At 70.5% G+C, this 24,825-nt stretch carries 22 protein-coding genes, 1 tRNA gene and 2 pseudogenes; 8 read left to right on the top strand and 17 right to left on the bottom strand.

The window, feature by feature from the left end; genetic code table 11:
• Positions 1–20 precede the first annotated feature (20 nt).
• The 4 genes from OG385_RS19545 to OG385_RS19530 form a co-directional block, all read right to left on the bottom strand.
• A complete protein-coding gene (locus tag OG385_RS19545; protein ID WP_266856069.1) occupies positions 21–233 on the bottom strand; it encodes a hypothetical protein in 213 nt (70 codons plus the stop codon).
• 94 nt (positions 234–327) lie between these two features.
• Entirely contained in the window at positions 328–1,209 is an 882-nt protein-coding gene (locus OG385_RS19540) for an SDR family oxidoreductase (RefSeq protein WP_266856067.1), read from the bottom strand.
• Positions 1,206–2,123 carry an alpha/beta fold hydrolase gene (locus OG385_RS19535; protein WP_266856065.1) on the bottom strand — a complete coding sequence of 306 codons (918 nt, stop codon included), beginning with the start codon at positions 2,121–2,123 and terminating at the stop codon, positions 1,206–1,208. The genes OG385_RS19540 and OG385_RS19535 overlap by 4 nt, the downstream gene beginning before the upstream one ends.
• Positions 2,120–3,736: an NAD(P)/FAD-dependent oxidoreductase gene (locus OG385_RS19530; protein ID WP_266856063.1), complete on the bottom strand. Its 1,617-nt coding sequence runs from the start codon at positions 3,734–3,736 to the stop codon at positions 2,120–2,122. Before OG385_RS19530 ends, OG385_RS19535 begins: the two co-directional genes overlap by 4 nt.
• A 163-nt stretch (positions 3,737–3,899) precedes the next feature.
• Between OG385_RS19530 and OG385_RS19525 the strand changes: the two genes are divergently transcribed.
• Positions 3,900–4,565, top strand: coding sequence for a MerR family transcriptional regulator (locus tag OG385_RS19525; RefSeq protein ID WP_266861006.1), 666 nt, complete (start codon positions 3,900–3,902; stop codon positions 4,563–4,565).
• Between the two features lie 198 nt (positions 4,566–4,763).
• Positions 4,764–5,741: a calcium-binding protein gene (locus tag OG385_RS19520; RefSeq protein ID WP_266856061.1), complete on the top strand. Its 978-nt coding sequence runs from the start codon at positions 4,764–4,766 to the stop codon at positions 5,739–5,741.
• A 96-nt stretch (positions 5,742–5,837) separates the two neighbouring features.
• Here OG385_RS19520 and OG385_RS19515 read toward each other — a convergent pair whose 3' ends face one another.
• Positions 5,838–6,641, bottom strand: coding sequence for an exodeoxyribonuclease III (locus tag OG385_RS19515; protein WP_266856059.1), 804 nt, complete (start codon positions 6,639–6,641; stop codon positions 5,838–5,840).
• An 84-nt stretch (positions 6,642–6,725) separates the two neighbouring features.
• Here OG385_RS19515 and OG385_RS19510 point away from each other — a divergent pair, with 84 nt between their 5' ends.
• Positions 6,726–7,220 (top strand): GNAT family N-acetyltransferase, encoded by a 495-nt coding sequence (locus tag OG385_RS19510; protein ID WP_266856057.1) that lies wholly within the window; start codon positions 6,726–6,728, stop codon positions 7,218–7,220.
• Positions 7,221–7,253: 33 nt separating this feature from the next.
• On the opposite strand, the gene OG385_RS19505 is transcribed toward OG385_RS19510, so the two are convergent.
• From OG385_RS19505 to galU, 11 genes and pseudogenes are all read right to left on the bottom strand, one after another.
• Positions 7,254–8,015 (bottom strand): SAM-dependent methyltransferase, encoded by a 762-nt coding sequence (locus OG385_RS19505; protein WP_266861005.1) that lies wholly within the window; start codon positions 8,013–8,015, stop codon positions 7,254–7,256.
• Between the two features lie 132 nt (positions 8,016–8,147).
• On the bottom strand, positions 8,148–9,050 hold the full coding sequence (locus OG385_RS19500; RefSeq protein WP_266856055.1) for a hypothetical protein: 903 nt from the start codon (positions 9,048–9,050) through the stop codon (positions 8,148–8,150).
• Positions 9,051–9,145: 95 nt separating this feature from the next.
• Positions 9,146–9,309: pseudogene (locus tag OG385_RS19495) on the bottom strand (TetR/AcrR family transcriptional regulator); the annotation flags it as partial.
• A gap of 131 nt (positions 9,310–9,440) precedes the next feature.
• Complete coding sequence (locus OG385_RS19490) at positions 9,441–10,484, bottom strand: TauD/TfdA family dioxygenase (RefSeq protein ID WP_266856053.1); 1,044 nt, start codon at positions 10,482–10,484, stop codon at positions 9,441–9,443.
• Between the two features lie 681 nt (positions 10,485–11,165).
• Positions 11,166–11,239: transfer RNA gene (locus tag OG385_RS19485), tRNA-Ala, on the bottom strand.
• Between the two features lie 84 nt (positions 11,240–11,323).
• On the bottom strand, positions 11,324–12,388 hold the full coding sequence (locus tag OG385_RS19480) for a hypothetical protein (protein ID WP_266856051.1): 1,065 nt from the start codon (positions 12,386–12,388) through the stop codon (positions 11,324–11,326).
• A 232-nt stretch (positions 12,389–12,620) separates the two neighbouring features.
• The gene (locus tag OG385_RS19475; RefSeq protein WP_266856049.1) at positions 12,621–13,232 is read right to left on the bottom strand and encodes a GNAT family N-acetyltransferase; all 612 of its coding nucleotides are present in this window, start codon (positions 13,230–13,232) and stop codon (positions 12,621–12,623) included.
• 17 nt (positions 13,233–13,249) lie between these two features.
• A complete protein-coding gene (locus OG385_RS19470) occupies positions 13,250–13,777 on the bottom strand; it encodes a molybdenum cofactor biosynthesis protein B (RefSeq protein ID WP_266856047.1) in 528 nt (175 codons plus the stop codon).
• Complete coding sequence (gene moaC / locus OG385_RS19465; RefSeq protein ID WP_266856045.1) at positions 13,774–14,274, bottom strand: cyclic pyranopterin monophosphate synthase MoaC; 501 nt, start codon at positions 14,272–14,274, stop codon at positions 13,774–13,776. Before moaC ends, OG385_RS19470 begins: the two co-directional genes overlap by 4 nt.
• A gap of 60 nt (positions 14,275–14,334) precedes the next feature.
• Positions 14,335–15,639, bottom strand: a complete 1,305-nt coding sequence (gene glp, locus OG385_RS19460; RefSeq protein WP_266856043.1) for a gephyrin-like molybdotransferase Glp — start codon at positions 15,637–15,639, stop codon at positions 14,335–14,337.
• A 3-nt stretch (positions 15,640–15,642) separates the two neighbouring features.
• The gene (galU, locus tag OG385_RS19455) at positions 15,643–16,545 is read right to left on the bottom strand and encodes a UTP--glucose-1-phosphate uridylyltransferase GalU (protein WP_266856041.1); all 903 of its coding nucleotides are present in this window, start codon (positions 16,543–16,545) and stop codon (positions 15,643–15,645) included.
• A gap of 94 nt (positions 16,546–16,639) precedes the next feature.
• On the opposite strand from galU, the gene OG385_RS19450 reads away from it, so the two are divergent.
• Positions 16,640–17,233 (top strand): 5-formyltetrahydrofolate cyclo-ligase, encoded by a 594-nt coding sequence (locus tag OG385_RS19450; RefSeq protein WP_266856040.1) that lies wholly within the window; start codon positions 16,640–16,642, stop codon positions 17,231–17,233.
• 78 nt (positions 17,234–17,311) lie between these two features.
• On the opposite strand, the gene OG385_RS19445 is transcribed toward OG385_RS19450, so the two are convergent.
• Complete coding sequence (locus OG385_RS19445) at positions 17,312–20,068, bottom strand: penicillin acylase family protein (protein ID WP_266856038.1); 2,757 nt, start codon at positions 20,066–20,068, stop codon at positions 17,312–17,314.
• A 189-nt stretch (positions 20,069–20,257) separates the two neighbouring features.
• Between OG385_RS19445 and OG385_RS19440 the strand changes: the two genes are divergently transcribed.
• From OG385_RS19440 to OG385_RS19425, 4 genes and pseudogenes are all read left to right on the top strand, one after another.
• Complete coding sequence (locus OG385_RS19440) at positions 20,258–21,769, top strand: potassium/proton antiporter (protein WP_266861003.1); 1,512 nt, start codon at positions 20,258–20,260, stop codon at positions 21,767–21,769.
• A 245-nt stretch (positions 21,770–22,014) separates the two neighbouring features.
• Positions 22,015–23,232, top strand: a pseudogene (locus OG385_RS19435) (MFS transporter); the annotation flags it as partial.
• Between the two features lie 228 nt (positions 23,233–23,460).
• Positions 23,461–23,841, top strand: coding sequence for an FmdB family zinc ribbon protein (locus OG385_RS19430; protein WP_266856036.1), 381 nt, complete (start codon positions 23,461–23,463; stop codon positions 23,839–23,841).
• A gap of 98 nt (positions 23,842–23,939) precedes the next feature.
• On the top strand, positions 23,940–24,824 hold the full coding sequence (locus tag OG385_RS19425) for an S-methyl-5'-thioadenosine phosphorylase (RefSeq protein WP_266856034.1): 885 nt from the start codon (positions 23,940–23,942) through the stop codon (positions 24,822–24,824).
• The last annotated feature ends 1 nt before the right edge of the window (position 24,825 follow it).

The raw sequence follows: 24,825 nt of genomic DNA, 5'->3' as shown, positions 1-24,825 counted from the left end.
CCCTCTCACGGACCAGGCGTTCAGGAGTCGAACTGGTCCCGGACCTGGTCCGCCGCGTCCTGACCCCGCTCCCGCGCCCGGTCCCCCATGCTCCCGCCGCGCTCGCCCGCACGGGCCTCGTCCTCAGGCCGGGCCATCCGCTCCGAAGCCTCGTCCTGCGCACCGCCCTTCGACTGCTTGCCCTGGTCGGCGAGCTGCTGCGCCTTGTCCTTGAACTGGTCCTTCATACCCATGAGGTTCACTCCCAAGTGAAGTGTGAGGGGATGGAGAGCTGTGCCCTCCAGGCCTCGACCAGACTTACACGAGGGAACATTCGCCGCATTTCGATCAGTTACGCTCCGTGCGCGCCTTCTCGTCCGCCACCCCGCCGGCGCCCACAAGGCCCCTGCCGACCCCGGCGAGCCGGGGCTCGAAGCGCCGCATCTCGCGCTGGCCGACCGTGCCGATCAGCGCCGGCAGATACCCGCGTACGGACTGCATCCCGCGCAGCCACCACTGCGCGTACACGTGCGAGGACCGCCGCTCGACCCCGGCCACGATCCGGTCGACGGCCGGGCCCAGCGGATAGGTGCGGTTGCTCGGCCACGGCAGCCGCTGGCGCAACTCCCGCATCACGTCGTCCTCGTCGGCCCCGCGCACCATGTCCGTGTCCGTCCAGGACAGATAGCCGACCCCCACCCGCACACCCTTGTAGCCGACCTCGGCCCGCAGGCAGTGCGCGAAGGCCTCGACACCCGACTTGGACGCGCAGTACGCCGACATCATCGGCGCGGGCGTGATCGCGGCCAGCGACGCGATCTGCAAGAAGTACCCGCGGCTCTCCATCAGCACCGGCAGGAACGCCCGCGCGGTCACCGCCCCGCCCACCAGATTGACCTCGATGACCCGCCGCCACGCCTCGGGGTCCGAGTCCACGAAGGGCCCGCCGGACGCCACCCCGGCGTTGGCCACGACGATGTCGACCTTGCCGAAGTGCGCCTTGACCTCCCGCGCGACAGCCGCCATCGCCTCGTGGTCGGTGACGTCGGCGTACCAGTGCGCGCTCTCGGTGTGCAGCCGCCCGGAGACCGCCTTCAGTTCGTCCGGCTCCAGGCCGACCAGCGCCACCTTCGCGCCGCGCGCCGAGAGCTTGCGGGCCAGCAGCTCGCCGACCCCGCGCGCGGCTCCCGTGACGACCGCGACCTGGCCCTCCAGGCTGTTCCTGCTCATACGGCCTCCTCCTTGTCCGTTCGCCTGCCGGTGGCCAGGTCCACCGGTACATGTGCGGCGGCCAGTTCGCGCAGCAACGCGCCGACCGCTTCGGGGGCTTCCACCGGTGTCATGTGCCCGACGCCCACCAGCTCGGTGAGTCCGGTGCAGTGCGGCAGCGCGGCGGCCAGCGCCCGTGCGTGCACCACCGGAGTGAGCCGGTCCGCCGTCCCGGCGACCACTGCGGTGGGTACGGCCAACTCCCGTACGCCCGCGTCCAGATCGAGCCCGGCGAGCACATGCGACCAGGCCACCCGCGCGGCCCGGGGGCAGGCGTGCACGATGCGCGCGCAGGCGGCCACCCGGTCCGGGGCCGAACCGGGGCCCATCGTCACGTACTTGAGGATCCGCTTCGATACGGGCGTGACCGGCCCGAACGGGGCGCGCGCCCCGAGCACCGCGCCCGTCAGCCGGGTCCGCAGCCGTCCGGCCCGCAGCGGCACCACTGTCGACTCGGCGATCAGCCGCGAGCTGCCCGTACTGCACAGCAGCACCGCCGCCGCGTGCTCCCGGAACCGGGGCCGCCCCGAGGCCGCCATCATGGTCATCCCGCCCATGGAGTGGCCGCCGAGCACCGCCCGTTCACCCGGGGCGAGAGTGGCGGCGAGCACCGCCTCCAGGTCGTCGGCCAGGAGGTCCGTGGTGTAGCCGCGCAGGTCCGCGCCGGGCGTACGCCCGTGCCCGCGCTGGTCGTACACCACTACCCGGTGATCCCCCGCGAGCTCGCTGATCTGGGCGTCCCAGAACCGGGTCGAGCAGGTCCAGCCGTGCGAGAGCACCACGGCGGGGGCGCCGTCGGGCCCGTACACCTCGACATGGATCCGCGCGCCGTCCGCGGAGACGGCGATCAGTTCCCGCGCTCCGACGCCGCTCACACCGACTCCCGGTCGGCGGCGCGGCCCTGGTCACCGGTTCGCCCCTGGCCGGCGGCGCGGCCCTGCTCATCGGCAGTCCCGCGCTCGCGCTCGGTGACGCGGTCGTGGTCGCCGGTTCGCTGGCGTACCAGCGGCCGGTCGGCCCCGGCCCGTACGACCGCGTACTCGCCGAGGTCCACCCCGCGCGTGGCCTTGCGGAACTCGGCGGTCGTCCCCGGCCAGATCGTGGTGTTGCGCCCGTTGGCGTCGAGGTACCAGCTGGTGCAGCCGCCGGTGTTCCAGACGGTCCGCTTCATCCGCTCCTGGACGCGCACGTTCCACGCGTCCACCGCAGCCGGCCGGGGATCGAGCGCGACGCGTCCGCCCAGGATGTTCAACTGCCGCATGTAGTCCGCGAGATAGCTCAGCTGGGACTCGATCATCAGGATCATCGAGGAGTTCCCGAGACCGGTGTTCGGGCCGATGATCGTCATCCAGTTGGGGAACCCGGCCGCAGTCGCACCGCGCAGCGACTGCATCCCGTCCTTCCACGACTCCGCGAGCGTGGCACCGTCGGCGCCCACCACCCGGTCCGCGATCGGCATGTCCGTCACATGGAAACCGGTCCCGAAGATGATCACATCCGCCTCGGTCTCGGTTCCGTCGGACGCCACCAGCGTATTTCCCCTGATCTCCTGGAGCCCGGACGCCACGACGTCCACATTGGGCTGCGCGAGCGCCGGGTAGTACGAGCTGGAGAGCAGGATGCGCTTGCACCCGATCCGGTACGAGGGCGTCAACTTGGCCCGCAGCGCCGGGCCCTTGATCGACCGGCCGATGTTGGCCCTGCCTATCGACTCGATCAGACCGAGCTCGTTGGGGCGCTTGGTGAAGGCGCTGACCTGGAGCTCTCGTATGCTCCACAACAGCCGCCTGCGGGCGGCGGCGGTGAAGGGCACCTTCCCGTGCAGCCACCGCTCGGCACCGCTTATGGCGCGGTCCATCCGGGGCATGACCCACGGCGGGGTGCGCTGGAAGAGGGTGAGCCGCCCGGCCTCGGGCTGGATCGCGGGCACGATCTGGATCGCGGACGCCCCGGTCCCGATCATCGCGACGCGCTTGCCGCGCAGGTCGTAGCCGTGGTCCCACTGCGCGGAGTGGAAGACCTTGCCCTCGAACGAGTCGAGTCCCGGGACATCGGGCAGCTTCGGGTCGGAGAGCGGCCCCGTCGCCGAGACGACCACGTCGGCGGTGAGCGTCCCCTGCGCGGTCTCGATCTCCCAGCGCAGCTCGCCGGAGTCCCAGCGCATCTTCCGCACCTCGTGGTCGAGGCGGATGTGCGGCCGCAGCCCGAAGGTGTCGGCGACGTTCTCCAGATAGGCCCGGATGTGCGGCTGGCCGGAGAACGTGCGCGGCCAGTCGGGGTTGGGGGCGAAGGAGAACGAGTAGAGGTGGGACGGCACGTCGCAGGCGCACCCCGGATAGCTGTTGTCGCGCCAGGTCCCGCCGACCGAACCGGCCCGCTCCAGGACGACGAAGTCGGTTATCCCCTCGCGGCGCAGCCGGACGGCTGCCCCCAGGCCACCGAATCCGGATCCGATCACCGCCACTCGTACGTGCTCGTGTTCGGCCATGCTGCCGCCTCCCGCAGTGCCCTGACTCTGCCAGTAATCACTGGCACTGTTGGAGAGTAGAGCAGCTTCGTACTCATGGGTAGGGGGCAGGCCCAGGAAAGTTCGCGCCGGTACCGCATAGGCTTCCGCCGTGGCAGAGGAAAGAACGGGGCGCGAGTACCGCATGGAGGAGCTGGCCGAAGCGGCCGGGATCACCGTGCGCACCCTGCGCTTCTACCGCGAACGCAAGCTGATCCCGCCACCGCGCCGCGAGGGCCGCATCGCCTGGTACGACGAGCACCACCTGGCCCGGCTGCGCACGATCTCGGCCCTGCTGGAGCGCGGCCACACACTCAGCGGCATCGCGGATCTCGCCACCGCCTTCGAGAGCGGCCGGGACGTCGGCCAGTTGCTGGGCCTGGCCGCCACCGAGCCGCCGGCCTGGACGGAGGAGGAGCCGGTCCGGCTCACTCCGGAGCAGCTCGCGGACTACTTCGAGGGCGAGGTCACGGCGGAGAACCTGGCATCCGCCCTGGACCTCGGTTATCTCGCCACGGACGGCGACGACATCATCCACATCAGCCGCCGCCTGCTGGACGTATCGGCGGCCCTGGTACGCCAGGGCGTCCCGCTGGCCTCGGTCCTGGCGGCGGGCCACGAGGTCCGCAAGCACACCGAAGCCCTCACGGAGCTCTTCTCCACCCTGGTCCACACCCATCTGAAGGACGAGGACTTCGCGAGCGCGATGGAACGGGTGCGGCCACTGGCGAAGGACGTGGTGGAGGCGGAGCTCTCGATGTCGGTGGACCGGCGGATACGGGCGGAGAAGAGCGACCCGGAGGCGGAGTAGCCGCCGTTACCCGGCATGAACTCTCGTCGACGAGTGTCCGACGACCAGCTGTACGGCCGCGATCCAACTCCCCATCACCGCAGGCCAGATGGCATACGCGCGGCCGAACGGGCCTCCTCCGCGCAGGGCAACCACCGGGCAGCCCAACCCGTCACCTGTGGGACGCCAGAACCACCCACCGCGCACGGAGGCCACGAAGTGCCCACCCAGCCCGCTCAGTTCACCCAGCCCGCTCAGTTCACCCAGCCCACCCGACCCAGCCACCTCACCCGCCTCACCCGCCGCCGGACGGTACGCGCCGTATCGGCCCTGACGCTGGCCATCGGCGCCGGCCTCACCGCTCCCCTCCTCCTCACCGGCCCGGCCGGCGCCGCCACCCCGGCGGCGAGCGCCGGACTCGACGACACCGGGCGGACCATCCGCTACACCGCCGCAGCGGGCCAGACCAACCAGGCGGCCGTCACCGCGTCGAAGGCCGACGGCTCCGCTGATATCGCCTACGTCATCGACGACACCGTCCCGATCGACGCCGGGGCCGGATGCGCGTACCCGGACAGCGCGGACCGGACGAAGGTCCGCTGCACGGTCAGCACGGTGGACAGCCAGGACCCGTACGCGAGCCTGCGGATCGAACTCGGTGACGGCAACGATGTCCTCACCTACGACAACGCCACCAGCCAGACCTACAACTTCGCCTCGGTCGACCTCGGCGCAGGCGCGGACAGAGTGACCGACACCGGTGACGTCGACGGCAACTCGGTCATCGGCGGCACGGGCGACGACGACCTCACGGTGGGCACCGACGCGGTGGCACTCGGCGGCGACGGCGCCGACACGGTGCACGCCGCGGGCGGCGGGGCCGTCGTGCAGGGCGGCGCGGACGACGACACGATCTACGCGGACGGCGACGGGAGCTCCGTGACCGGCGGCGCAGGCGACGACGTGATCCACGGCGGCGCGGGCGACCAGAACCTCTCCGGCGACGACGGCAACGACCGGCTCTACGGCGGTACGGGGAACGACTTCCTGTACGGCGGCAAGGGTGACGACATCCTGTACGGCGAAAGCGGGGACGACACCCTGTACGGCAACAGCGGCAACGACGAGCTGTACGGCGGCCCCGGCAAGGACACACTCTCGGGCGGCCCCGGTACGAACGTCGTCCACCAGGACTGAGCCCCGCCCCGTCGGGCCGAGGGGGCCCGGCCCGGGCCCGGCCCCGTCCCGTCTGCCGTTCCGTCGGCAGCCGGGCGGGGCCGTCGCCGCCGCGCCCTACAGCTCGTACACCGCCGTCACCGGCGCGTGGTCGCTCCACCGCTCGTCGTGCGTGGCGGCCCGCTCGACCCACGCCTTGACCGCCTTCGCGGCCAGCCCCGGGGTCGCCACCTGATAGTCGATGCGCCAGCCGGAGTCATTGTCGAAGGCCCGTCCCCGGTAGGACCACCACGAGTAGGGGCCCTCCACATCCGGGTGCAGCCCGCGCACCACGTCGACGTAGGCCGCGCCGTCCCCGGCGAAGACACTCGTCAGCCACTCCCGCTCCTCGGGCAGGAAGCCGGAGTTCTTCTTGTTGCCCTTCCAGTTCTTGAGGTCGGCCTCCTGGTGGGCGATGTTCCAGTCGCCGCAGACCACGACCTCCCGGCCGTCGGCCGCCGCCCGCTTCCTGAGCCCCTGGAGGTACGGCAGGAACTCCGCCATGAACCGCAGCTTCTCGTCCTGCCGCTCCGTGCCGACCTCGCCCGACGGCAGATACAGGCTTGCGACCGTCACACCGGGGAGGTCGATCTCGGCGTACCGCCCGCTGCCGTCGAACTCCGCGCTGCCGAATCCGATCTGCACCCGCTCCGGCTCACGCCGGGAGTACAGCGAGACACCCGCGCGCCCCTTGGCGGCCGCCGGGGCGTGCACGGTGAACCAGCCCTCCGGCTCGCGGACCTCATCGGTCAGCTGCTGGGGCTCGGCCCGTACCTCCTGGAGGCAGATCACATCGGCGTCGGTCCCCGCCAGCCACTCCACGAAGCCCTTCTTGGCGGCGGCGCGCAGCCCGTTCACGTTTACGGTTGTCACAGTGAGCATCAGGGCACTTTACCGGCCTCCGGTCCCTGACCCCTGGCCTCCGGTCCCCGACTCCGATTGCCGCATAGATGTACTATGCAATGCATGAATATACGACCGGTCCGTTACGACCACCCCGACGCGGTCAAGCTCAACGACCAGGTCCAGCTCGAATACGTCGAGCGCTACGGCGACGACGGCGACATCACCCCGCTCGACGCCACGATGTTCGACCCGCCCGCCGGGCTCTACCTCCTGGCGTACGACGAGAACGACAGTCCGGTGGCCACCGGCGGCTGGCGGAACCAGGACGAGGCCGGGGATCAGGGGTACTCGGCGGGAGACGCCGAGCTGAAGCGGATGTACGTGGTCCGCGAGGCGCGCGGGCTGGGTCTGGCCCGCCGGATCCTCGCCGCCCTGGAGGAGAGCGCCCGTGCGGCGGGCCGGACCCGCATGGTGCTGGAGACCGGCAACCGGCAGCCCGAGGCGATAGCGCTGTACACATCGAGCGGCTACGCGCCCTGCTCGAAGTTCGGCCACTACCGGGAGTACGAGACCAGCCGCTGCTTCGCGAAGCCGCTCACCCCGCCCGCCGGGTGACCCGCGCCCCCGCACAGCGCCGCCGCCGGTAGCTCAGCGCTTCCGGGCGACCCCCACGTAGAACCCGCTCCGCTCCTTCTCCGGCGCGGGCCCGTCCTGGTACCACTCGGTCGCGGTCACCAGCCCCGGCGCGACGAGATCGAGCCCGTCGAAGAACGGCTCGACCTCCTCCCGGGTGCGCATCCGCAGCGAGATGGCGCCCTTGCGGTACGCCGTCCTGGTCTCGTCCTCCAGCTCCGGATGCTGGTCCGCCGTACCGTGCGAGAGGGCCAGACAGCTGCCGGACGGCAGCGCGTCCACCAGGGTGCGGGTGATGCCGTACGGATCCTGGTCGTCGGGCAGGAAGTGCATCAGCGCGATGAGCGACAGGGCGACCGGCCGCTCGAAGTCCAGCAGTTCACGGGCGCGGTCGAGAATCAGCTCCGGCTCGCGCACATCGGCGTGGATGTAGTCGGTGGCACCCTCCGGGCTGCTGATCAGCAGGGCCTCCGCGTGGCGCAGCACGATCGGGTCGTTGTCCGCGTAGACGACCCGGGCGGTGGGCGTGATCGTCTGGACCACCTGGTGCAGGTTGGGCGCGGTCGGGATGCCCGTACCGACGTCGAGGAACTGGTCCACGCCGTTCCCCGCCAGCCAGGCCGCCGCACGGTGCATGAAGGCCCGGTTCCGCGCCGCGTTGGCGCGCGCCTCCGGCGGCAGCTTCTCGCCGACCTGCTGATCGACCGGGTAGTTGTCCTTGCCGCCCAGGAGCCAGTCGTAGACGCGCGCCGGGTGGGGTCTGCTGGTGTCGACCAGAGGCCTGTCGGTCAGGGGCGTGTCACTCAGGGGTCTGTCACTGCCGGCGGTCACGGAACGCTCCTCGGATGTTCGAATCGCTGGGCTCACTGGGCCCCCACGGTAGTCGGGGCCGCCCGGCGGCGCGCCCCGTCAGCAGTCGTAGCGGTGGGCGTACGGCATCCCGGGGCAGGCCGTACAGACGAAGAGGTACACACCGCCGAGGCCCCCCATCACCATGTGGTGCCCGATGTCGTCCACGACGGCCGGGTCGGCGTCCGACCGCAGGAACGGCTCGCGGCTGCCGGGCCGGTGCTCGTCGAGCGGCAGCCAGCGCCCGCCCGCCGGTTCCGATGCCGTGATGCTGAGCAGGTGCTCCATCCGCCGGCCGCAGGAACACCGGGGCCAGGCGGGCCGCCGGGTCCAGCACGGGTATCCGGCGACCTTCGTCTGCAGGACGGTGGCCACGTCGTAGTACGAGCAGCCGAGTTCCTCCTCGATCTGGTCGAACCGTCCGCCAAGTTCGGCCGCGAGAGCCGCCGGCAGGTCGGAGTTCGGGTACTCGACCACGCGCGTCGGACTCACCGTGCAGGGACGGGGCGTGAACTCCTCGTCGCACTCGTACGGCAGCGGCCGGTCTGCGAGCACCCCGCCCGTGACGGTCTCCCGCTCGCTGCGCCAGTACAGCTTCGGCCGTACGGTCGCGGGCCCGTCGTCGTGGATCAGTGCGCACCACGTCACCTGGAGCAGGTCCCGGCCCTCGGGAAAGGGCAGTTCGGGCACGTCGCGTGCGTACAGCTGCACGACCGGCACCATCGCCACGGGGTCGGGCCCGACGACCTCGGTCGGGGTGCGCAGCGGCTTCCAGTGCCCGGGATCCGCACAGCGCGGCCACGGCTCGGCGGCCGGCCAGAGCAGGGGACCGCCGACGGAGCTGTCGTGGACGCCCGGTTCACCGCGCCTCGGATACAGCAGCGTGGTCCCCCGGGCGAGCCCGGCCAACTCCGGCAGCAGCGCTTCCACATCGAAGGGCTGGGTGGCGATGGTGCGGCGCACAGCGCGCTCTCCTCGTGGCTCTCCCGGTGGAGGGCACGTATCAGGGGTCCGGGACTGCCGGGGGCCCGTGTCACGGGGCCGGCGACAGCCAGATACCGCTCCGGAAGGATCCGGGCGGCCTCGCCGAGATCGACGTCGTCGGTACCGCGAGCCGGCGGCGGGCGACACCGACGACCGGGCCGAGAGCGAGCGACTCTATCAACGCCGTTGGGAGCGGGGCGAGTTCACCGGAGAGAACGTACGGCTGGATCCACTGGGCGAAGGCCGAATCGTGGGCGACTGCGCCTCGGACGTCGGCCGGCTGTGGAGTACGGGCTCGGGCAGTGACGCGAGCCCGTACCCCCCGCCCCTTCGCCCCCGATCACCTGCGGGGTCGCCCGGCGGAGCCGCTCATGCGCCGGCCGTCTCCGGCACCCGGGTGCCGGATGCGCCTGATACACCTGATGCGCCTGATGCGATACCGAAGGCCGGGTCGGGCACCTCCTCGGGGCTGATGAGGGTCGACGGGCGGCCGTCGACACCGACCGGGACGTCCCCGTCGATGGTGACGCGGCGGAGCTTGCGCGTGTGCTCGTCGGAGTCGTCGACCCCGTAGTGCTGGGTGGCGCGGTTGTCCCAGATGGCGACGTCACCGGTCTGCCACTGCCAGCGCACGGTGTTCTCCGGACGCTCGATGTGCGACTGGAACAGGTCGACGAGGGCGCGGGAGTCGCGGCCGGTCAGACCACTGATGCGCTGCACGAAGTTGCCGAGGAGCAGCACGCGTTCGCCGGTCTCGGGGTGGACGCGCACCACCGGGTGCTCGGTGAGGAACTTCGTCGATGTGAACACCTTCCGGTACTGGGCGAGTGCCTCGGGCCGGGCGTTGGGGCGCACGGCCACATAGTCGTAGTCGTTGGAGTGGACCGCGCGCAGCGTGTCGGCGAGGGCGCGCAGCGGCTCGGGAAGCCCGGCGTAGGCCGCCGCGGTGCTGGCCCACAGGGTGTTGCCGCCGTAGGGCGGGATGACGACAGCACGCAGGATCGAGAAGGCCGGGTAGGCGGGGACGAAGGTGACGTCGGTGTGCCACTGGTTGGCCCGGCCGCCGTGGTCGGAGTCGATGCCGAGCGAGTAGCGCCCGTCGGCGGACGGGACGGTGGGGTGTGCGACCGGGGTGCCGAGGAGCCGGCCGAACGCCTCGTGGCTGTCCTCGTCCAGGTGGTCCTGGCCACGGAAGAAGACGACCTTGTTGGCCAGCAGCGCGTCCCGGACAGCGGTGACGGTCACCGGGTCGAGGTCGCCTCCGAGGCGCACCCCGGAGATGACAGCGCCGATACGGCCGCCGAGCTTCTGGACGGTGACCTCATCCGCGCCGGACTTCCCGGCGCGGGGCTTCTCGGTGGCGGGCCTGTCGGTGGCGGAGGCGGAAGCAGCGGCGGTGGTTGCCGATGACATGGCGGGATTCCCTTCGAAAGCCAAGATCATCCGGTGATTGATCCTGGAGAGGAAGTAATAGGAAGGCCGAGCGGCGGAGCCGGGGCGGCACAGGGCAGAGAGCCGTACGGGGACTGTGGCGTCGGGAGCGAATCGCGGCCGCCGGACCGCGAAGCCGGCACCTGGGGCCATGGGGCCTGCGGAACTACGGGCCTACGGGGCGATGGGCCCACGGCCTTGAGGGCCTACGGGGCGACGCGGCCGGGCCGTCCGGTCAGACGGCGGTACAGCGACAGCGGTCCGGACACGCCGCCCGCACAGCGGAGCGGGCGGCGTGGGCGGGCCACGCGTCGGGAACGGCCGTCGCGAACATGATCCGGAGATTTCCAGCGCCCTTCCGTCCGCGTCAAGGGCCCTCCGCCTGCCGGACGGTGCGCGGGAGCGGTTGAAGCGGCGTCTGCGCGGGGCCTGCGGCAGCACCGCCGCCGCACCGTGAAATCGCCTCTGAGCAGCGGCTTTTCACCAGGCCGGGCGAGGTGCGCGCACCGTCGCGAACCGGGTCCCCAGCGGCGGGGCGAATTCATGCCGCCGTAACGTTGCGACCGCAGGGCCGTGGAAACGACGAAATCCCGGCCGGACGGAAACCGTCTGACCGGGATTTCATGAACCGCTCCGGGATGAACCCGGAGACGGTCCTTGCGGTGGACCTGTGGGGATTTGAACCCCAGACCCCCTCGATGCGAACGAGGTGCGCTACCAGACTGCGCCACAGGCCCTTGCAACGAGTGAAACTTTAGCACCCCGGCCGGGGTGCTCGGAAATCCGCTCCCCCGCTGGTCACGGAGGCCGGTCCCGGCCGGTCACTCATTGGCCGCGCGCGGCCGGTCCTCGTCCTCGTACTGGTCGAAGAGCGGCGTGCGCCCGCGCTCGCGGGGGCGCCGGGCCGCCGGGTTCTTCCGGTCATCGGCGGGGGCGGGGTCCGGGGTCTCGTCGGACGCCGGCTCGGGCACGCTGGACGAGCGGGCCGAGCTCCAGGTGTCAGGGGCGCCGAGGTCGATACTGCCCGGCGCGCGGGGTGCGACCGGGGCGGTGACGTACGTCGGCAGCGGCACCGGGACGGGCTCCCAGCTGTCGCCCCGGCCCCGGCCGCGCTCACGCTGCTGGTCGACCCACTCCGCGTGGTCCGTCTGCTCGACCAGGGCGCGGCGGCCGGCCTCCTGTGCGGAGACGGCCGGGGCGGGCTCGGGCTCGGGGTGGCGCGCGTCGGTGTCGGCGCGCTGGTCGGCCGCGCCCGCGCCGGGGCGGCGGGGGCGGTTCTCGCGCAGCCGCTGCGCGGCGGCCTCGGCCCTGCGCCGGTCCATCGTGAAGGCGAAGCGGCGCCGCTCCTGGGTCCGCAGGTACACGATGTACGTGCTCAGCAGCACGGCGGGCGCGGCGGGCGCCCAGAGGAGCCCCAGACCGCCGACCGCGGCGACGATCGCGCCGAGGGTGAACGCCATGAAGAGCAGCACGGTGGTGCGTCTGCGGCGCGCGAGTACCTTCAGGCGCCGGGCGCGCTCGGCGGCCGGGCCGTCGGCGGGCCCGGCACGGCGCGCCTTCGGAGCGGGCCGCTCCTGGTGGGCCACGGGCACGTCCGGGTCCTCCGAGGACATGGCGAAAGACCGGACGTCGACGGAACTCGGGGAATCCGTCGCACTGTCCGGCACCGCATCGTCGGGAACGCCCTCACCGGCTGCGCGCTCCTGAAGCTCCCTGGCGTACCGGCGCTCCATTCCCGCCCGTCCGGACAGCAGCCGGATGGCGGTGCTGAAGCGTTCCGTCGGACGGGCCTCGTTCAGCTCGTCCTGCCTGCGGAGCCACATCGGCACCAAGTAGGCGGCCCAGGCCCCGACGATGACTGCGTAGATGAGGCCACTGCTGCTCACCCTCACACCGTAGAGGGGTCCGCATGGGGCCATCTGCCAATTGGCCCGGTGTGTCGCACGATCCGGCTGATATCTCGAACTTTTTTTGTGATTGTTCGGATCAACAGTCTCCGAATGTGGGCGTGTTCACTACGGATGATGCCCGATTGGGCGCCAATTTCGAACACTTATTTTATTTACGGGGTCTTCTGACAAGCTGCCAGGAACACTCCCGGGCAGCTTGCGAACAGACTCACGGCCGCTTCGGTGTCGTCCCCGGACGCGCCCGGCGCCACCTGTTGAGCAGCCCGTCAGGGACTTCTTCGGCGGTCAGCGCGAAGACCAGATGGTCACGCCAGCCCCCGTCGATGTGCAGATAACGCGGCCGCAGCCCCTCCTCGCGGAATCCGAGTTTCTCCACGACCCGCCGGCTCGGTTCGTTCTCCGGGCGAATGCAGACCTCCATGCGGTGCATCCCGACGGTACGGAAACAGTGGTCGACGGCGAGCGCCACCGCGGTCGGCATGACACCCCGCCCGGCGACCTCCCGGTCGACCCAGTAACCGACATGGCCCGAGCACATCGAGCCCCAGGTGATCCCGGCCACGGTCAGCTGCCCGACGAGCCGCCCCTGGTACTCGATCACGAACGGCAGCATCCGCCCGGCGTGCGCCTCCGAGCGCAGATGGCGGACCATCTGCCGGTAGGTGGGGCGCTGCGCGACCGGGCCGCCCGGTGCGGGCGGCGGAACGGTCGCCTCCCAGGGGCGCAGCCAGTCGCGGTTGCGCCGGTTCACCTCGCGCCAGACCTTCTGGTCCCGCAGTTTTATGGGGCGCAGGGCGACGGGGCCTTCTGCCAGTTCCACGGGCCACGGTGAGAGGTTCAGCTCATGCTCCCGGCGGGTCTGGGGTGGTCGCCGCCCCGGATCTGGTCCACGGCGTGCACCAGCAGCCGTCCGAGTACGGCGAGTCCGTCGCGGACCCCGCCGGTGGAGCCGGGGAGGTTGACGACGAGGGTCGTGCCGGCCAGCCCGGCGACGCCCCGTGAGAGTGCGGCGGCCGGGACCTTGGCCAGGCCTTCGGCACGGATCGCCTCCGCGATGCCCGGGATCTCGCGGTCGACGACACGCAGGGTCGCGTCGGGGGTGCGGTCGGTGGGCGAGATGCCCGTACCGCCGGTGGTGACGATGACGTCGTACGCCGCCGCCACCCCGGCGCGCAGCGCCTGCTCGACCGGGTCTCCGTCCGGGACGACCTGCGGTCCTTCGACCGTGAAGCCGAGTCCGGTGAGCGCCTCGGCGATGAGCGGGCCGCCCCGGTCCGCGTAGACGCCGGCCGACGCGCGGTTCGACGCTGTCACCACGAGTGCGGTGTACGCCCGTGCCGTGGGCGGGGTGGTCGGGGTACTCATGCTCCGGTCCCCTCCGGGTCCGGGCGGCGGTACGTGCCGGACTTGCCGCCCGTCTTCTCCTCGACCCGGACGTCGGTGATGACCGCGCCCTTGTCGACCGCCTTCACCATGTCGATCACGGTGAGCGCGGCGACCGTGACGGCCGTCAGCGCCTCCATCTCGACGCCGGTCCTGTCGGTGGTCTTCACCGTGGCGAGGATCTCGACCGCGTCGTCGGCGACGGTCAGGCCGAGCTTCACCCCGGAGACCGCGAGCGGGTGGCACAGCGGGATCAGATCGGGGGTGCGCTTGGCTCCCATGATGCCCGCGATCCGGGCGGTGGCCAGGGCGTCTCCCTTGGGGACTCCCTCGCCCCTGAGCAGTTCCACGACGCGCGGCGAGACGAGAACCCGACCGCTCGCGCGTGCGGTGCGTGCGGTGACGTCCTTCTCCGAGACGTCGACCATGCGGGCCGCACCCACCTCATCGATGTGCGTGAGCCCTTGCTGCTTACTCATTGCTGTGGTGCTCCCGGTCTGGCCTGTGTGGTCAGACACGGTACCGCCACGGCGCCGCCCTCACCCCAGGAGGACCACTTCGAGCTCCGTGCCGGACTCGGCCACGACGGTCTCCTCGGGGATGACGAGCAGGCAGTCGGCGTGAGCGAGAGCCGCGATCAGATGCGAGCCGGAACCCCCGACGGTGGCGACGGTTCCCTTCTCCGCGTCGTACCGGCCGCGCAGGAACTGGCGCCGTCCGGCGGGCGAGCTGATCGCCTTGCCGGTCTCCAGGGTGGCGCGCACCGTCGGACGGCTGACGTTCTTCATGCCCATCAGGGCGCGGATCGCGGGGCGCACGAACAACTCGAACGAGACATAGCTGGAGACCGGGTTGCCGGGGAGGGCGAGCAGCGGGGTGTGGTCGGGGCCGATCGAGCCGAAGCCCTGGGGCTTGCCCGGCTGCATCGCCAGCTTGCGGAAGTCGATACCGCTGCCGTGCTCGTCCTCGTCGCCGACGGACGACAGCGCCTCCTTCACCACGTCGTACGCGCCGACGCTGACGCCACCGGTGGTGACCAGGAGGTCGGCCCTGACCAGCTGGTCCTCGATGGTGGCGCGCAGCGCGTCGGCGTCGTCGGTGACCGCTCCGACGCGGTACGAGATGGCGCCCGCGTCCCGGGCCGCCGCGGCCAGGGCGAAGCTGTTGGAGTCGTAGATCTGGCCCTCGGCGAGCACCTCACCCGGCTGGGTCAGCTCGCTGCCGGTCGACATCACGACGACGCGCGGACGCGGGCGTACCCGCACGGAGCCCCGGCCGATCGCGGCGAGCAGCCCGATCTGCGGCGGGCCGAGCACCGTGCCCGCTTCGAGCGCGAGGTCGCCGGAGCGGACGTCGCTGCCGCACTCGCGGACGTGTTCGCCCGGCCTGGCCTGGCGGTACACGCGGACTTCGCCGCTCGCGCCCTCGGGTGCGCCGCTCGCGGCCCGCATAGTGGTGGCCGCTCCCCCGCCGGTGCCGCCGTCGGTCCACTCGACCGGTACGACGGCCTGTGCGCCGGGCGGCAGCGGCGCGCCCGTCATGATGCGGGCGGCCTCGCCCGGCCCCACCGTGGGCAGTTCGGCCATCCCGGCCGCCACGTCCCCGATGACCGTGAGGACAGCGGGGAACTCCTCGCTCGCACCCTCGACATCGACCGTACGGACCGCGTACCCGTCCATCGAGCTGTTGTCGAAGGGCGGCAGCGAGATCTCGACCGTGACGTCCTCGAAGAGGACGCAGCCCTGCGCGTCCGGCAGTTGCAGCTCGATCGGTTCGAGGGGGCGGACGGCCGCGAGGATGTCGTCCAGATGCTCGTCCACCGACCAGATCGGGGTGTTGCTCACGTGCTACATCTCCTCGGTGACATAACGGCGAAGCCAGGCCTTGAAGTCCGGGCCCAGGTCCTCACGTTCGCACGCGAGTCTGACAATGGCACGCAGATAGTCGCCCCGGTCGCCGGTGTCATAGCGGCGGCCCTTGAAGACGACACCGTGAACCGGGCCGCCCGCCTTCTCGTCGTGGGCGAGCTGCTGGAGGGCGTCGGTGAGCTGGATCTCGTTGCCGCGGCCGGGCTCGGTCTTGCGCAGTATGTCGAAGACCGCGGGGTCCAGGACGTAACGGCCGATGATCGCGAGGTTGCTGGGGGCGTCGGCCACCGCGGGCTTCTCCACCAGGTCGGTGACCTTGACCACGTCCGACTCACCGGTCGGCTCGACGGCCGCGCAGCCGTACAGGTGGATCTGGGCCGGCTCGACCTCCATGAGGGCGACCACACTGCCGCCCTCGCGCTCCTGGATCTCCACCATGCGTGCCAGCAGCGGGTCGCGCGGGTCGATCAGGTCGTCGCCGAGGAGGACCGCGAAGGGCTGGTCACCGACGTGCGGGGCCGCGCACAGGACGGCGTGGCCCAGTCCCCTGGGGTCGCCCTGGCGTACGTAGTGCATGGTCGCGAGGTCGCTGGACTCCTGGACCCTGGCCAGCTTCTCGGCATCGCCCTTGCGGGTGAGCGCCGACTCCAGCTCGTAGTTGCGGTCGAAGTGGTCCTCCAGCGGACGCTTGTTCCGACCGGTGATCATGAGTACGTCGGAGAGACCGGCCGAGACGGCCTCCTCGACGACGTACTGGATGGCTGGTTTGTCCACCACGGGCAGCATCTCTTTGGGAGTGGCCTTGGTGGCCGGCAGGAACCGGGTGCCGAGGCCCGCTGCCGGAATGACAGCCTTGCTGATCCTGGGTGGCAACTGAGTCATACGTAGCACCATATCCGCTGACTTCGAGGCGGAAGATGATGCTCCGGTTAATAGATCCTCATACCCGAGGTTACGAGAGGATTGCGAACTTCCCATGGTGCCCGCAAACTTCGACAAAGCGTCCCTGCGGCAGCAACTCCTGGCCGCGCGAGCCCTCCTGCCCACTGAGGACGTGCAATCGGCCGCCGCGGTTCTCGCCGGGCACGCCGTCGCGCTCCCGGAGCTGGCGCGGGCGCGCACGGTCGCGGCGTATGTCTCGGTCGGCCGCGAGCCGGGCACCCGCCCGCTCCTGGACGCGCTGCGCGCCCGCGGGGTCCGGGTGCTGCTTCCGGTGCTGCTGCCCGACAACGACCTCGACTGGGGCGCGTACGAGGGCGCGGACTCGCTGGTGCCCGCCGGGCGCGGGCTCCGTGAGCCGGACGGCGCACGGCTCGGCGTGGACGCGGTGCTCGACGCGGACGCCGTTCTGCTGCCAGGGCTGGCCGTCGACGGACGGGGGATGCGGCTGGGGCGCGGCGGCGGCAGCTACGACCGGGTCCTCGCCCGGCTCGCACGGGCGGACGCGCACCCCGCCCTGGTGGTGCTGCTGTACGGCGACGAGGTGGTCGCACGGGTCCCGGAGGAACCGCACGACCACCCCGTACAGGCAGTGGTGACCCCGGAAGGAGTCCGCCGGTTCGGCGCATGAACCGGAGGCTCCGGCAGGCGCCGGCGCGCAGCTGTCCCTGCGCGACCGGCGCCTCACGTCACAGCCGGCGCGCCCGCGTCACGGCTTGAGCACCAGGGTGTCGACCGTGCTCCTGTCCACGGCGGCCTTGCTGAACGACCAGTCGAGCAGATCGCCGTTGGCCCACTTGCCTTCCTGGTCGGTGTAGTGCGCGCTGTACGCGTGCCCCGACTCCCCGGTCAGGTTGATCCACTGCGACTTGTCGAGGTCCTTGAGGTTCACGACCATCCGCATCGAGGGGACCCAGACGACGCCGTACCCGCCGGCCGCGTTCCAGCCGGTGGCGTCGACCGCCGCCTCGCCGCCGCCCAGGTTGAACGGGCCGCGGTTGAGCAGCCACTTGAGGATGCCGGGGCCGTCGGTGCCGAGCGTCTGGTTGGTGAGCATCAGCTGGTGCAGCCGGCCCCAGTTCCAGGTGTCGACGTCCTTGCCGAGCTTGGCGGTCAGCTCCCAGCGGGCGTCCTTCATGGCCCGCCCGAGCAGCTCGTCACGGTTGTGGGTGGGCTTGTCCAGACGGGTCTTCGGCGTCTTCCACCAGTCGCTGTCCGGCTTGTCGAGCAGCTTGCGCACGACCTCGAACCAGCGGTCGCCGCCGTCCGGCTGCGCCGAGTCGGCCGAGCGCTCGCCGCACTCCCGTACCAGCTTGTCCTGTTTGTCGGCAGGACCCGAAGCACTGTCGGCGGGCGGCACATTGAGGCACTGGCCCTCGACCCGCAGCTCCTTGGGCAGCTTGTTGCCGAAGGCGAGCTTGAGGATGTTGCGCCAGACGGCGTTGAAGTACGCGGCCGCCGCCGAGTCCGACTCCTGGGTGTAGTCCCAGCCTTCGAGGAGCTTCTGCGCCTGGCGGACGTACGGGTCCTTGATGTTCAGCTTCAGCAGCATCGGGGTCAGCAGCTTGGCGATCTCGCTGCTGTTGTCCAGCTGCATCTTCTGCATGTCCTCGGTCGAGATCTTCCCGCCGTCCCTGGTCTTCGACTCGATGAGGTCGGTGATCCGCCGGCTGCGGGTGCCGTAGCCCCAGTCCTCGGTGATCAGGTACGGGTACTTCTTCGGGTCGATCACGGCCTGGTTGGCGGTGACGATGTAGCCGCGCTTCGGGTTGTACTCGTAGGGCAGCTGATCGAAGGGGATCGTGCCCTTCCAGGCGTACTTGGGGTCCCAGCCCGGAGCGGGCATCGTGCCGTCGTCGCCCTTGGAGCGGATCGGGATGGAGCCGGGCGCCTGGTAGCCGATGTTGCCCTTGGTGTCGGCGTAGATCAGGTTCTGCGAGGGGACGTCGAAGTTCTTGGCGGCGGCCCGGAAGCCGGACCAGTCCTTGGCCTTGTCCAGGTCGAAGACCGCGTCCATGGAATTGCCCGGCTGGAGCGCGGTCCACTTGAGGGCCACCGCATAGCCGTCGCCGCGGTCCGGGGCCGCCGAGGTCACGGGTGCCTTCTGGCCGACCTTCGCCAGTTCGGTGTCCCGGTCGGAGACCAGCGGGCCGTTGTTCGTCTCCCGTACGACGATCTGCCGCGACTTCCCGCCGGCGACCTTGATCGTCTCCTTGCGGGTCGTGAAGGGCTTCTCCTCGCCGTCGTACAGATAGCCGTTGTCGGTGACCTTCTCCAGGTAGAGGTCGGTGACATCGGCGCCGAGGTTGGTGAAGCCCCAGGAGATGTCCTGGTTGTGACCGATGACCACGCCCGGCATGCCGGAGAAGGTGTAGCCCGCGACGTCGTAGTGGCAGCTGCTGGAGATGGTCCGGCAGTGCAGGCCCATCTGGTACCAGAGGGACGGCAGTTGCGGCGCCAGGTGCGGGTCGTTGGCCAGCAGCGGTTTGCCGGTGGTCGTCAGGTCGCCGGAGACCACCCAGGAGTTGGATCCGATGCCGCTGCCGCTCGGGCCGAGCAGCGTCGGGATCTTGTCCAGGGTGTCCGAGAGGGACGAGAGCTGCGACTGCATGCCCTGGACCGCGCCGGTCGCGGTGTCCGAACCACCCACGGTGCCGCCCGGGTTCGCGTCCTGGTCGAACTTCCCGGTGACCGGGTCGATGCCGCCCTGCTGCACGATCGGCTTGTTCCGGCTGTACGGGTAGGACGGGTACAGGTCACTGATCTGCTGGGCGCTCAGCCGCGAGGTCATCAGCGAACGGTCGATCTCGTCCTGCATGTTGCCGCGCAGGTCCCAGGCCATCGCCTTGAGCCAGGCCACCGAGTCGACGGGCGTCCACGCTTCGGGCTTGTAGTCGTTGGTGAGGTTCAGAGCCGCGTACTCGACGGAGATCTGCTTGCCGTCCTTGCCCTTCAGATACGCGTTGACCCCGGCCGAGTACGCCTGGAGGTTCTTCTTCGTCTCCGGCGACAGCTTGGTGTCGTACTCCTTCTGCGCGACCCGGTGCCAGCCGAGCGTGCGCAGGAAGGAGTCGGTCTTGACCTGGCTCGATCCGAACATCTCGGAGAGCCGGCCGGACGTCATGTGGCGCCGGACGTCCATCTCGTAGAAACGGTCCTGGGCCTGGACGTAGCCCTGCGCGCGGAAGAGGTCGGCGTCGGTGTCCGCGTAGATCTGCGGTACGCCGTAGCTGTCCCGCTTGACGTCGACGTTGCCCGAGAGGCCGGGGACCTTGATCTCACCGGTCGTCTGCGGAAGGGACGCCCGCACGGTGCTCACGCCCCAGTACGACCCGTACCCGATGCCCGCAACGAGCGCCAGCACCACGACGATCACGATCAGCCTGGCGCGACGCCCTTTCTTCTTACGGGATTTCGTGCCGGATTTCGTGCCGGAAGGGACGGCTGTGGTGGTGGCGGCGGGCATCGCTGTCCTTCGAGGGGCAGGGTGGTCTGTAGGTCCGACGGAGCGCTGGAGCAACCATAGGCGCAGCGCCTGTGCGTTACGGACGCGGTATCCCCAGCGGCATCGCACAAGTAAGCGAAGCGTCAAGGAAGCGTCAAGGATTAGGTAGGGTAACGAAGTACTTGCAGCGTACGAGGGAAGGAACGGCCACTGACTGTCCACCATCTCAACGAGCTCCTGCTGATCTGCTCACTCGTCCTGCTGATCGCCGTGGCCGCCGTGCGCATCTCGTCGCGCAGCGGCCTCCCCAGCCTGCTGCTGTATCTCGGCATCGGGATGGCGATAGGCCAGGACGGCATCTTCAACGTCAAGTTCGACAACGTCGAGATGACCCAGGTGATCGGCTACGCCGCGCTGGTCGTGATCCTGACCGAGGGCGGCCTGGGCACCAAGTGGAAAGAGATCAAACCGGTCCTGCCGATGGCCGTCGTGCTGTCGACGGCCGGCGTCGCGGTGAGCGTGGGGATCACCGCCGCCGGCGCGCACTACCTGGTCGGTCTCGAATGGCGCCAGGCCCTGATCATCGGCGCCGTGGTGTCGTCCACCGACGCCGCCGCCGTCTTCTCCGTCCTGCGCAAGGTGCCCCTGCCGGCCCGGATCACGGGTGTACTGGAGGCCGAGTCCGGCTTCAACGACGCCCCGGTGGTGATCCTGGTCATCGCGTTCTCGACGGCCGGTCCTGTCGACCACTGGTACGTACTGATCGGCAAGATCGCCCTGGAGCTGGCGATCGGCGCCTCGATCGGCCTCGCCGTCGGCTGGCTCGGATCGTGGGGGCTGCGCCATGTCGCGCTGCCCGCCTCCGGCCTCTACCCGATCGCCGTGATGGCCATCGCGATCACGGCGTACGCGGCCGGTGCCATCGCGCACGGCAGTGGATTCCTCGCCGTCTATCTCGCCGCGATGCTGCTCGGCAACGCCAAGCTGCCGCACTGGCCGGCCACCCGCGGGTTCGCCGAGGGTCTCGGCTGGATCGCCCAGATCGGCATGTTCGTCCTGCTCGGACTGCTGGTGAGCCCCCACGAGCTGGGCAGCGACTTCTGGCCCGCGGTGATCGTGGGCCTGGTCCTGACGATGGTGGCGCGGCCGGTCTCCGTACTGCTGAGCCTGGCACCGTTCCGGGTGCCCTGGCAGGAGCAGACCCTGATGTCGTGGGCCGGGCTGCGCGGAGCCGTCCCCATCATCCTGGCGACCATCCCGATGGTGTCCGGCATCGACGGCAGCTCCCGGGTCTTCAACATCGTCTTCGTGCTCGTCGTCGTCTACACACTGGTGCAGGGGCCGACGCTCCCCTGGCTGGCCAGGAAGCTCAGCCTCGGCGACGGCGCCGACGCCGCGGCGGACCTGGGCATCGAATCGGCACCCCTGGAGCGGCTGCGCGGGCATCTGCTGTCGGTGGCGATCCCGGAGAAGTCCCGGATGCACGGCGTCGAGGTCGGCGAGCTGCGGCTGCCCAAGGGCGCCGCCGTCACCCTGGTCGTCCGGGACGGCACGAGCTTCGTACCGCAGCCCTCGACGGTGCTGCGGCGCGGGGACGAACTGCTCGTGGTGGCGACCAATCCGGTGCGCGACGCCGCCGAGGCACGGCTGCGGGCGATCGGCCAGGGAGGCAAGCTGGCGGGATGGCTCGCGAGTAGCGGTACCATGAACCGATCGGCTTGACCCGATTGACTTGATTGACCTGATCGACCAACTCTGCCTGATGCAGAGCTGGCGCGACCGTATGGCGGTCGAGGCACCCCCCGTCGCGGTGCGTGCGCGGTATCCGCGCAGGAGTTCCGCACGACGAAACGGCCCGGCCTACCGCAGTTCCGCGCAAGAGGACAGCTCTCGGCAGCTCCCGTACGCATGCCTTCGTATGCCTGTACACCAAGGGGAGTGCTACCAGGCGGCAGAAAGGCTAGGCCGTGGTGTCCGCGGTCTCCGAGACCCGTCCGGGGTACGGGCAGTTGTTGCGCACACCTGGCGCATGGACGTTCCTGCTGCCCGGTTTCGCCGCGCGGCAGCCCTTCGCGATGCTGACCATCGGCATCGTGCTGCTGGTGCAGCACACGACGGGCTCGTACGGAAACGCAGGCATCGTCGCCGCTGTGACGGGTGTCTCCATGGCGCTGTTCGCGCCGCAGAGCGGCAAGCTCGCCGACCGGCTCGGACAGCGCGCCGTGCTGTTCCCCGGTGTCCTCGTGCACGCCGCTTCAGTGATCACCCTGACGGTGCTCGCGATGGCGGGCGCGCCGCTGTGGGCGCTGTTCATCGCCGCTGTGCCGACCGGTGCGTCGGTGCCGCAGGTCGGCCCGATGGTCCGGGCCCGCTGGGCCGCGAAACTGGAGGGCTCGCCCCTCATGTCGACGGCCGCCGCCTTCGAATCGGTGACGGACGAGTTCACCTTCGTCATCGGCCCGGTGCTGACGACCGCACTGTGCACCGGGATCCACCCGGCGGCCGGGCTGATCACCGAGGCCGCGCTGACCCTGATCGGCGGCCTCGTCTTCGCGGCGCAGCGCCGGACCCAGCCGTCCGTCCGCGTACGTGACAACAGCCACACCTCCGAGCGGCACATCTCCGCACTGTCGGTGCCGGGCGTACGGGTGCTCGCCGTGGCGTTCCTCGGGATCGGCGCGGTGTTCGGCGGTATGCAGGTCTCACTGACCGCGTTCGCCGAGGAGATCGGCCGGCCCGGTGTGAACGGCGTGCTGTACGGGGTCTTCGCCGCCGGCAACATGCTCGCGGGCATCGTCTGCGGGGCCATCGCCTGGAAGATCGCGCCGAAGTCCCGGCTGCTGGTCGCGTACACCGCGCTGGCCGTCACCGCGTCCGGGCTCTGGGCGATGCACACGGTGCCGCTCATAGCGGGACTCGGACTGCTGGTCGGACTCTGCATCGCACCCGCGCTGATCAGCGGATACACCCTGGTGGACACCCTGGTGCCGGCTTCGGCGCGCACCGAGGCCTTCACCTGGCTGACCGGTTCGGTGGCACTGGGGCAGGCCGCGGCCGTATCGGTGGCGGGCGAGCTGACCGACTCGTTCAGCTCCAGCGCCGGATTCCTGGTGCCGATGGGCGGGACCGTACTGGCACTGCTCACCCTGCTGGCGCTGCGGTCGCGGCTGACGCCCCGCGACGCGGGACCTGGCACGGAACAGGGCACGGAGAAGGACACCGAGCAGGGCACGGAACAGGGCTCGGAAGCGGGCCCGGAATACGACACCGCGCGGGGCGCCGGCCGTGGCATCAAGCGTGGCGCAGGGCGTGGGATGGGTCACCGAGTGCCGGTCTCAGTGGACTGATCCAGCGGAATACGTCACTATAGAACGTCGTTAGCACTCACTGAGTGAGAGTGCCAGGAGGAGCAAGTGCCGACCTATCAGTACCAGTGCACCGAATGCAGCCAGGGCCTTGAGGCGGTGCAGAAGTTCACCGATGACGCCCTGACCGTATGCCCGAGCTGCGATGGACGCCTGAAGAAGGTGTTCTCGGCGGTCGGCATTGTCTTCAAGGGTTCGGGTTTCTACCGGAACGACAGCCGCGGCTCCTCGTCGAGCAGCACGGCGGCGTCTTCCAAGCCCGCCGGTTCGTCGTCGTCCTCGTCGGACTCGTCTTCGGGTTCGTCCGGCTCTTCGAGCTCGTCCGGCTCCTCGGGCTCCGACGCGAAGGCCGGTGCCTCGAAGTCCGGCGGCTCGGCATCGTCGGCGTCCTCGTCGAGCAGCTCCTCCAGCGGCAGCTCCGCCGCCTGATACCGGTTCCCCGGAACCCTGCCGTCGTCCGACGGTGGGGTTTCCGGCATGTCCGGAGTGGCCGGGGCCCGTCCGGAACCCCGGATAGTGTGACCGGCATGGTGAATGTGGCGAACTCGGCAGACCAGGCAACCGCGGGAGACACCGCGGCCCCCACGGCGGACATCGGGGTCATCGGCGGCTCCGGCTTCTACTCCTTCCTGGAGGACGTGACCGAGGTCGCGGTGGACACCCCGTACGGGAAGCCGAGCGACTCCCTCTTCCTCGGTGAGATCGCCGGGCGCCGGGTGGCGTTCCTCCCCCGGCACGGGCGCGGCCACCATCTGCCCCCGCACCTCATCAACTACCGGGCGAATCTCTGGGCGTTGCGGTCCGTGGGCGTACGGCAGGTGCTCGGCCCGTGCGCAGTGGGCGGGCTGCGGCCGGAGTACGGGCCGGGGACGCTGCTCGTACCGGACCAGATGGTGGACCGTACGAAGGCACGCACGCAGACGTACTACGACGGTCAGGCGCTGCCGGACGGCAGCATCCCGAACGTGGTGCACGTGTCGCTGGCCGACCCGTACTGCTCCGCCGGCCGCAAGGCCGCCCTCGCGGCGGCGCGCGGGCAGGAGTGGGAGCCGGTGGACGGCGGGACTCTGGTCATCATCGAGGGGCCGCGGTTCTCGACCAGGGCCGAGTCGCGCTGGCATGCGGCGATGGGCTGGTCCGTGGTGGGCATGACCGGGCACCCCGAGGCGGTCCTCGCCCGTGAACTGGGGCTCTGCTACACGTCGATGACGCTGGTCACGGACCTGGACGCGGGGGCCGAGGCAGGGGAGGGCGTCTCCCACGACGAGGTGCTGAGGGTCTTCGCCGCCAATGTGGACCGGCTGCGCACGGTGCTCTTCGACGCGGTGGCCGGGCTGCCTGCGGAGCAGTCGAAGGCGTGCCACTGTGCGCGTGCGCTGGACGGGGTCGACCCGGGGATCACGCTGCCCTGAA

Origin of the sequence: Streptomyces sp. NBC_01306 (assembly GCF_026340465.1) — a bacterium.
Lineage (GTDB): Bacteria > Actinomycetota > Actinomycetes > Streptomycetales > Streptomycetaceae > Streptomyces.
Note: the sequence above shows the minus strand (reverse complement) of the source record. Positions and strands in the feature narration are given on the sequence as shown.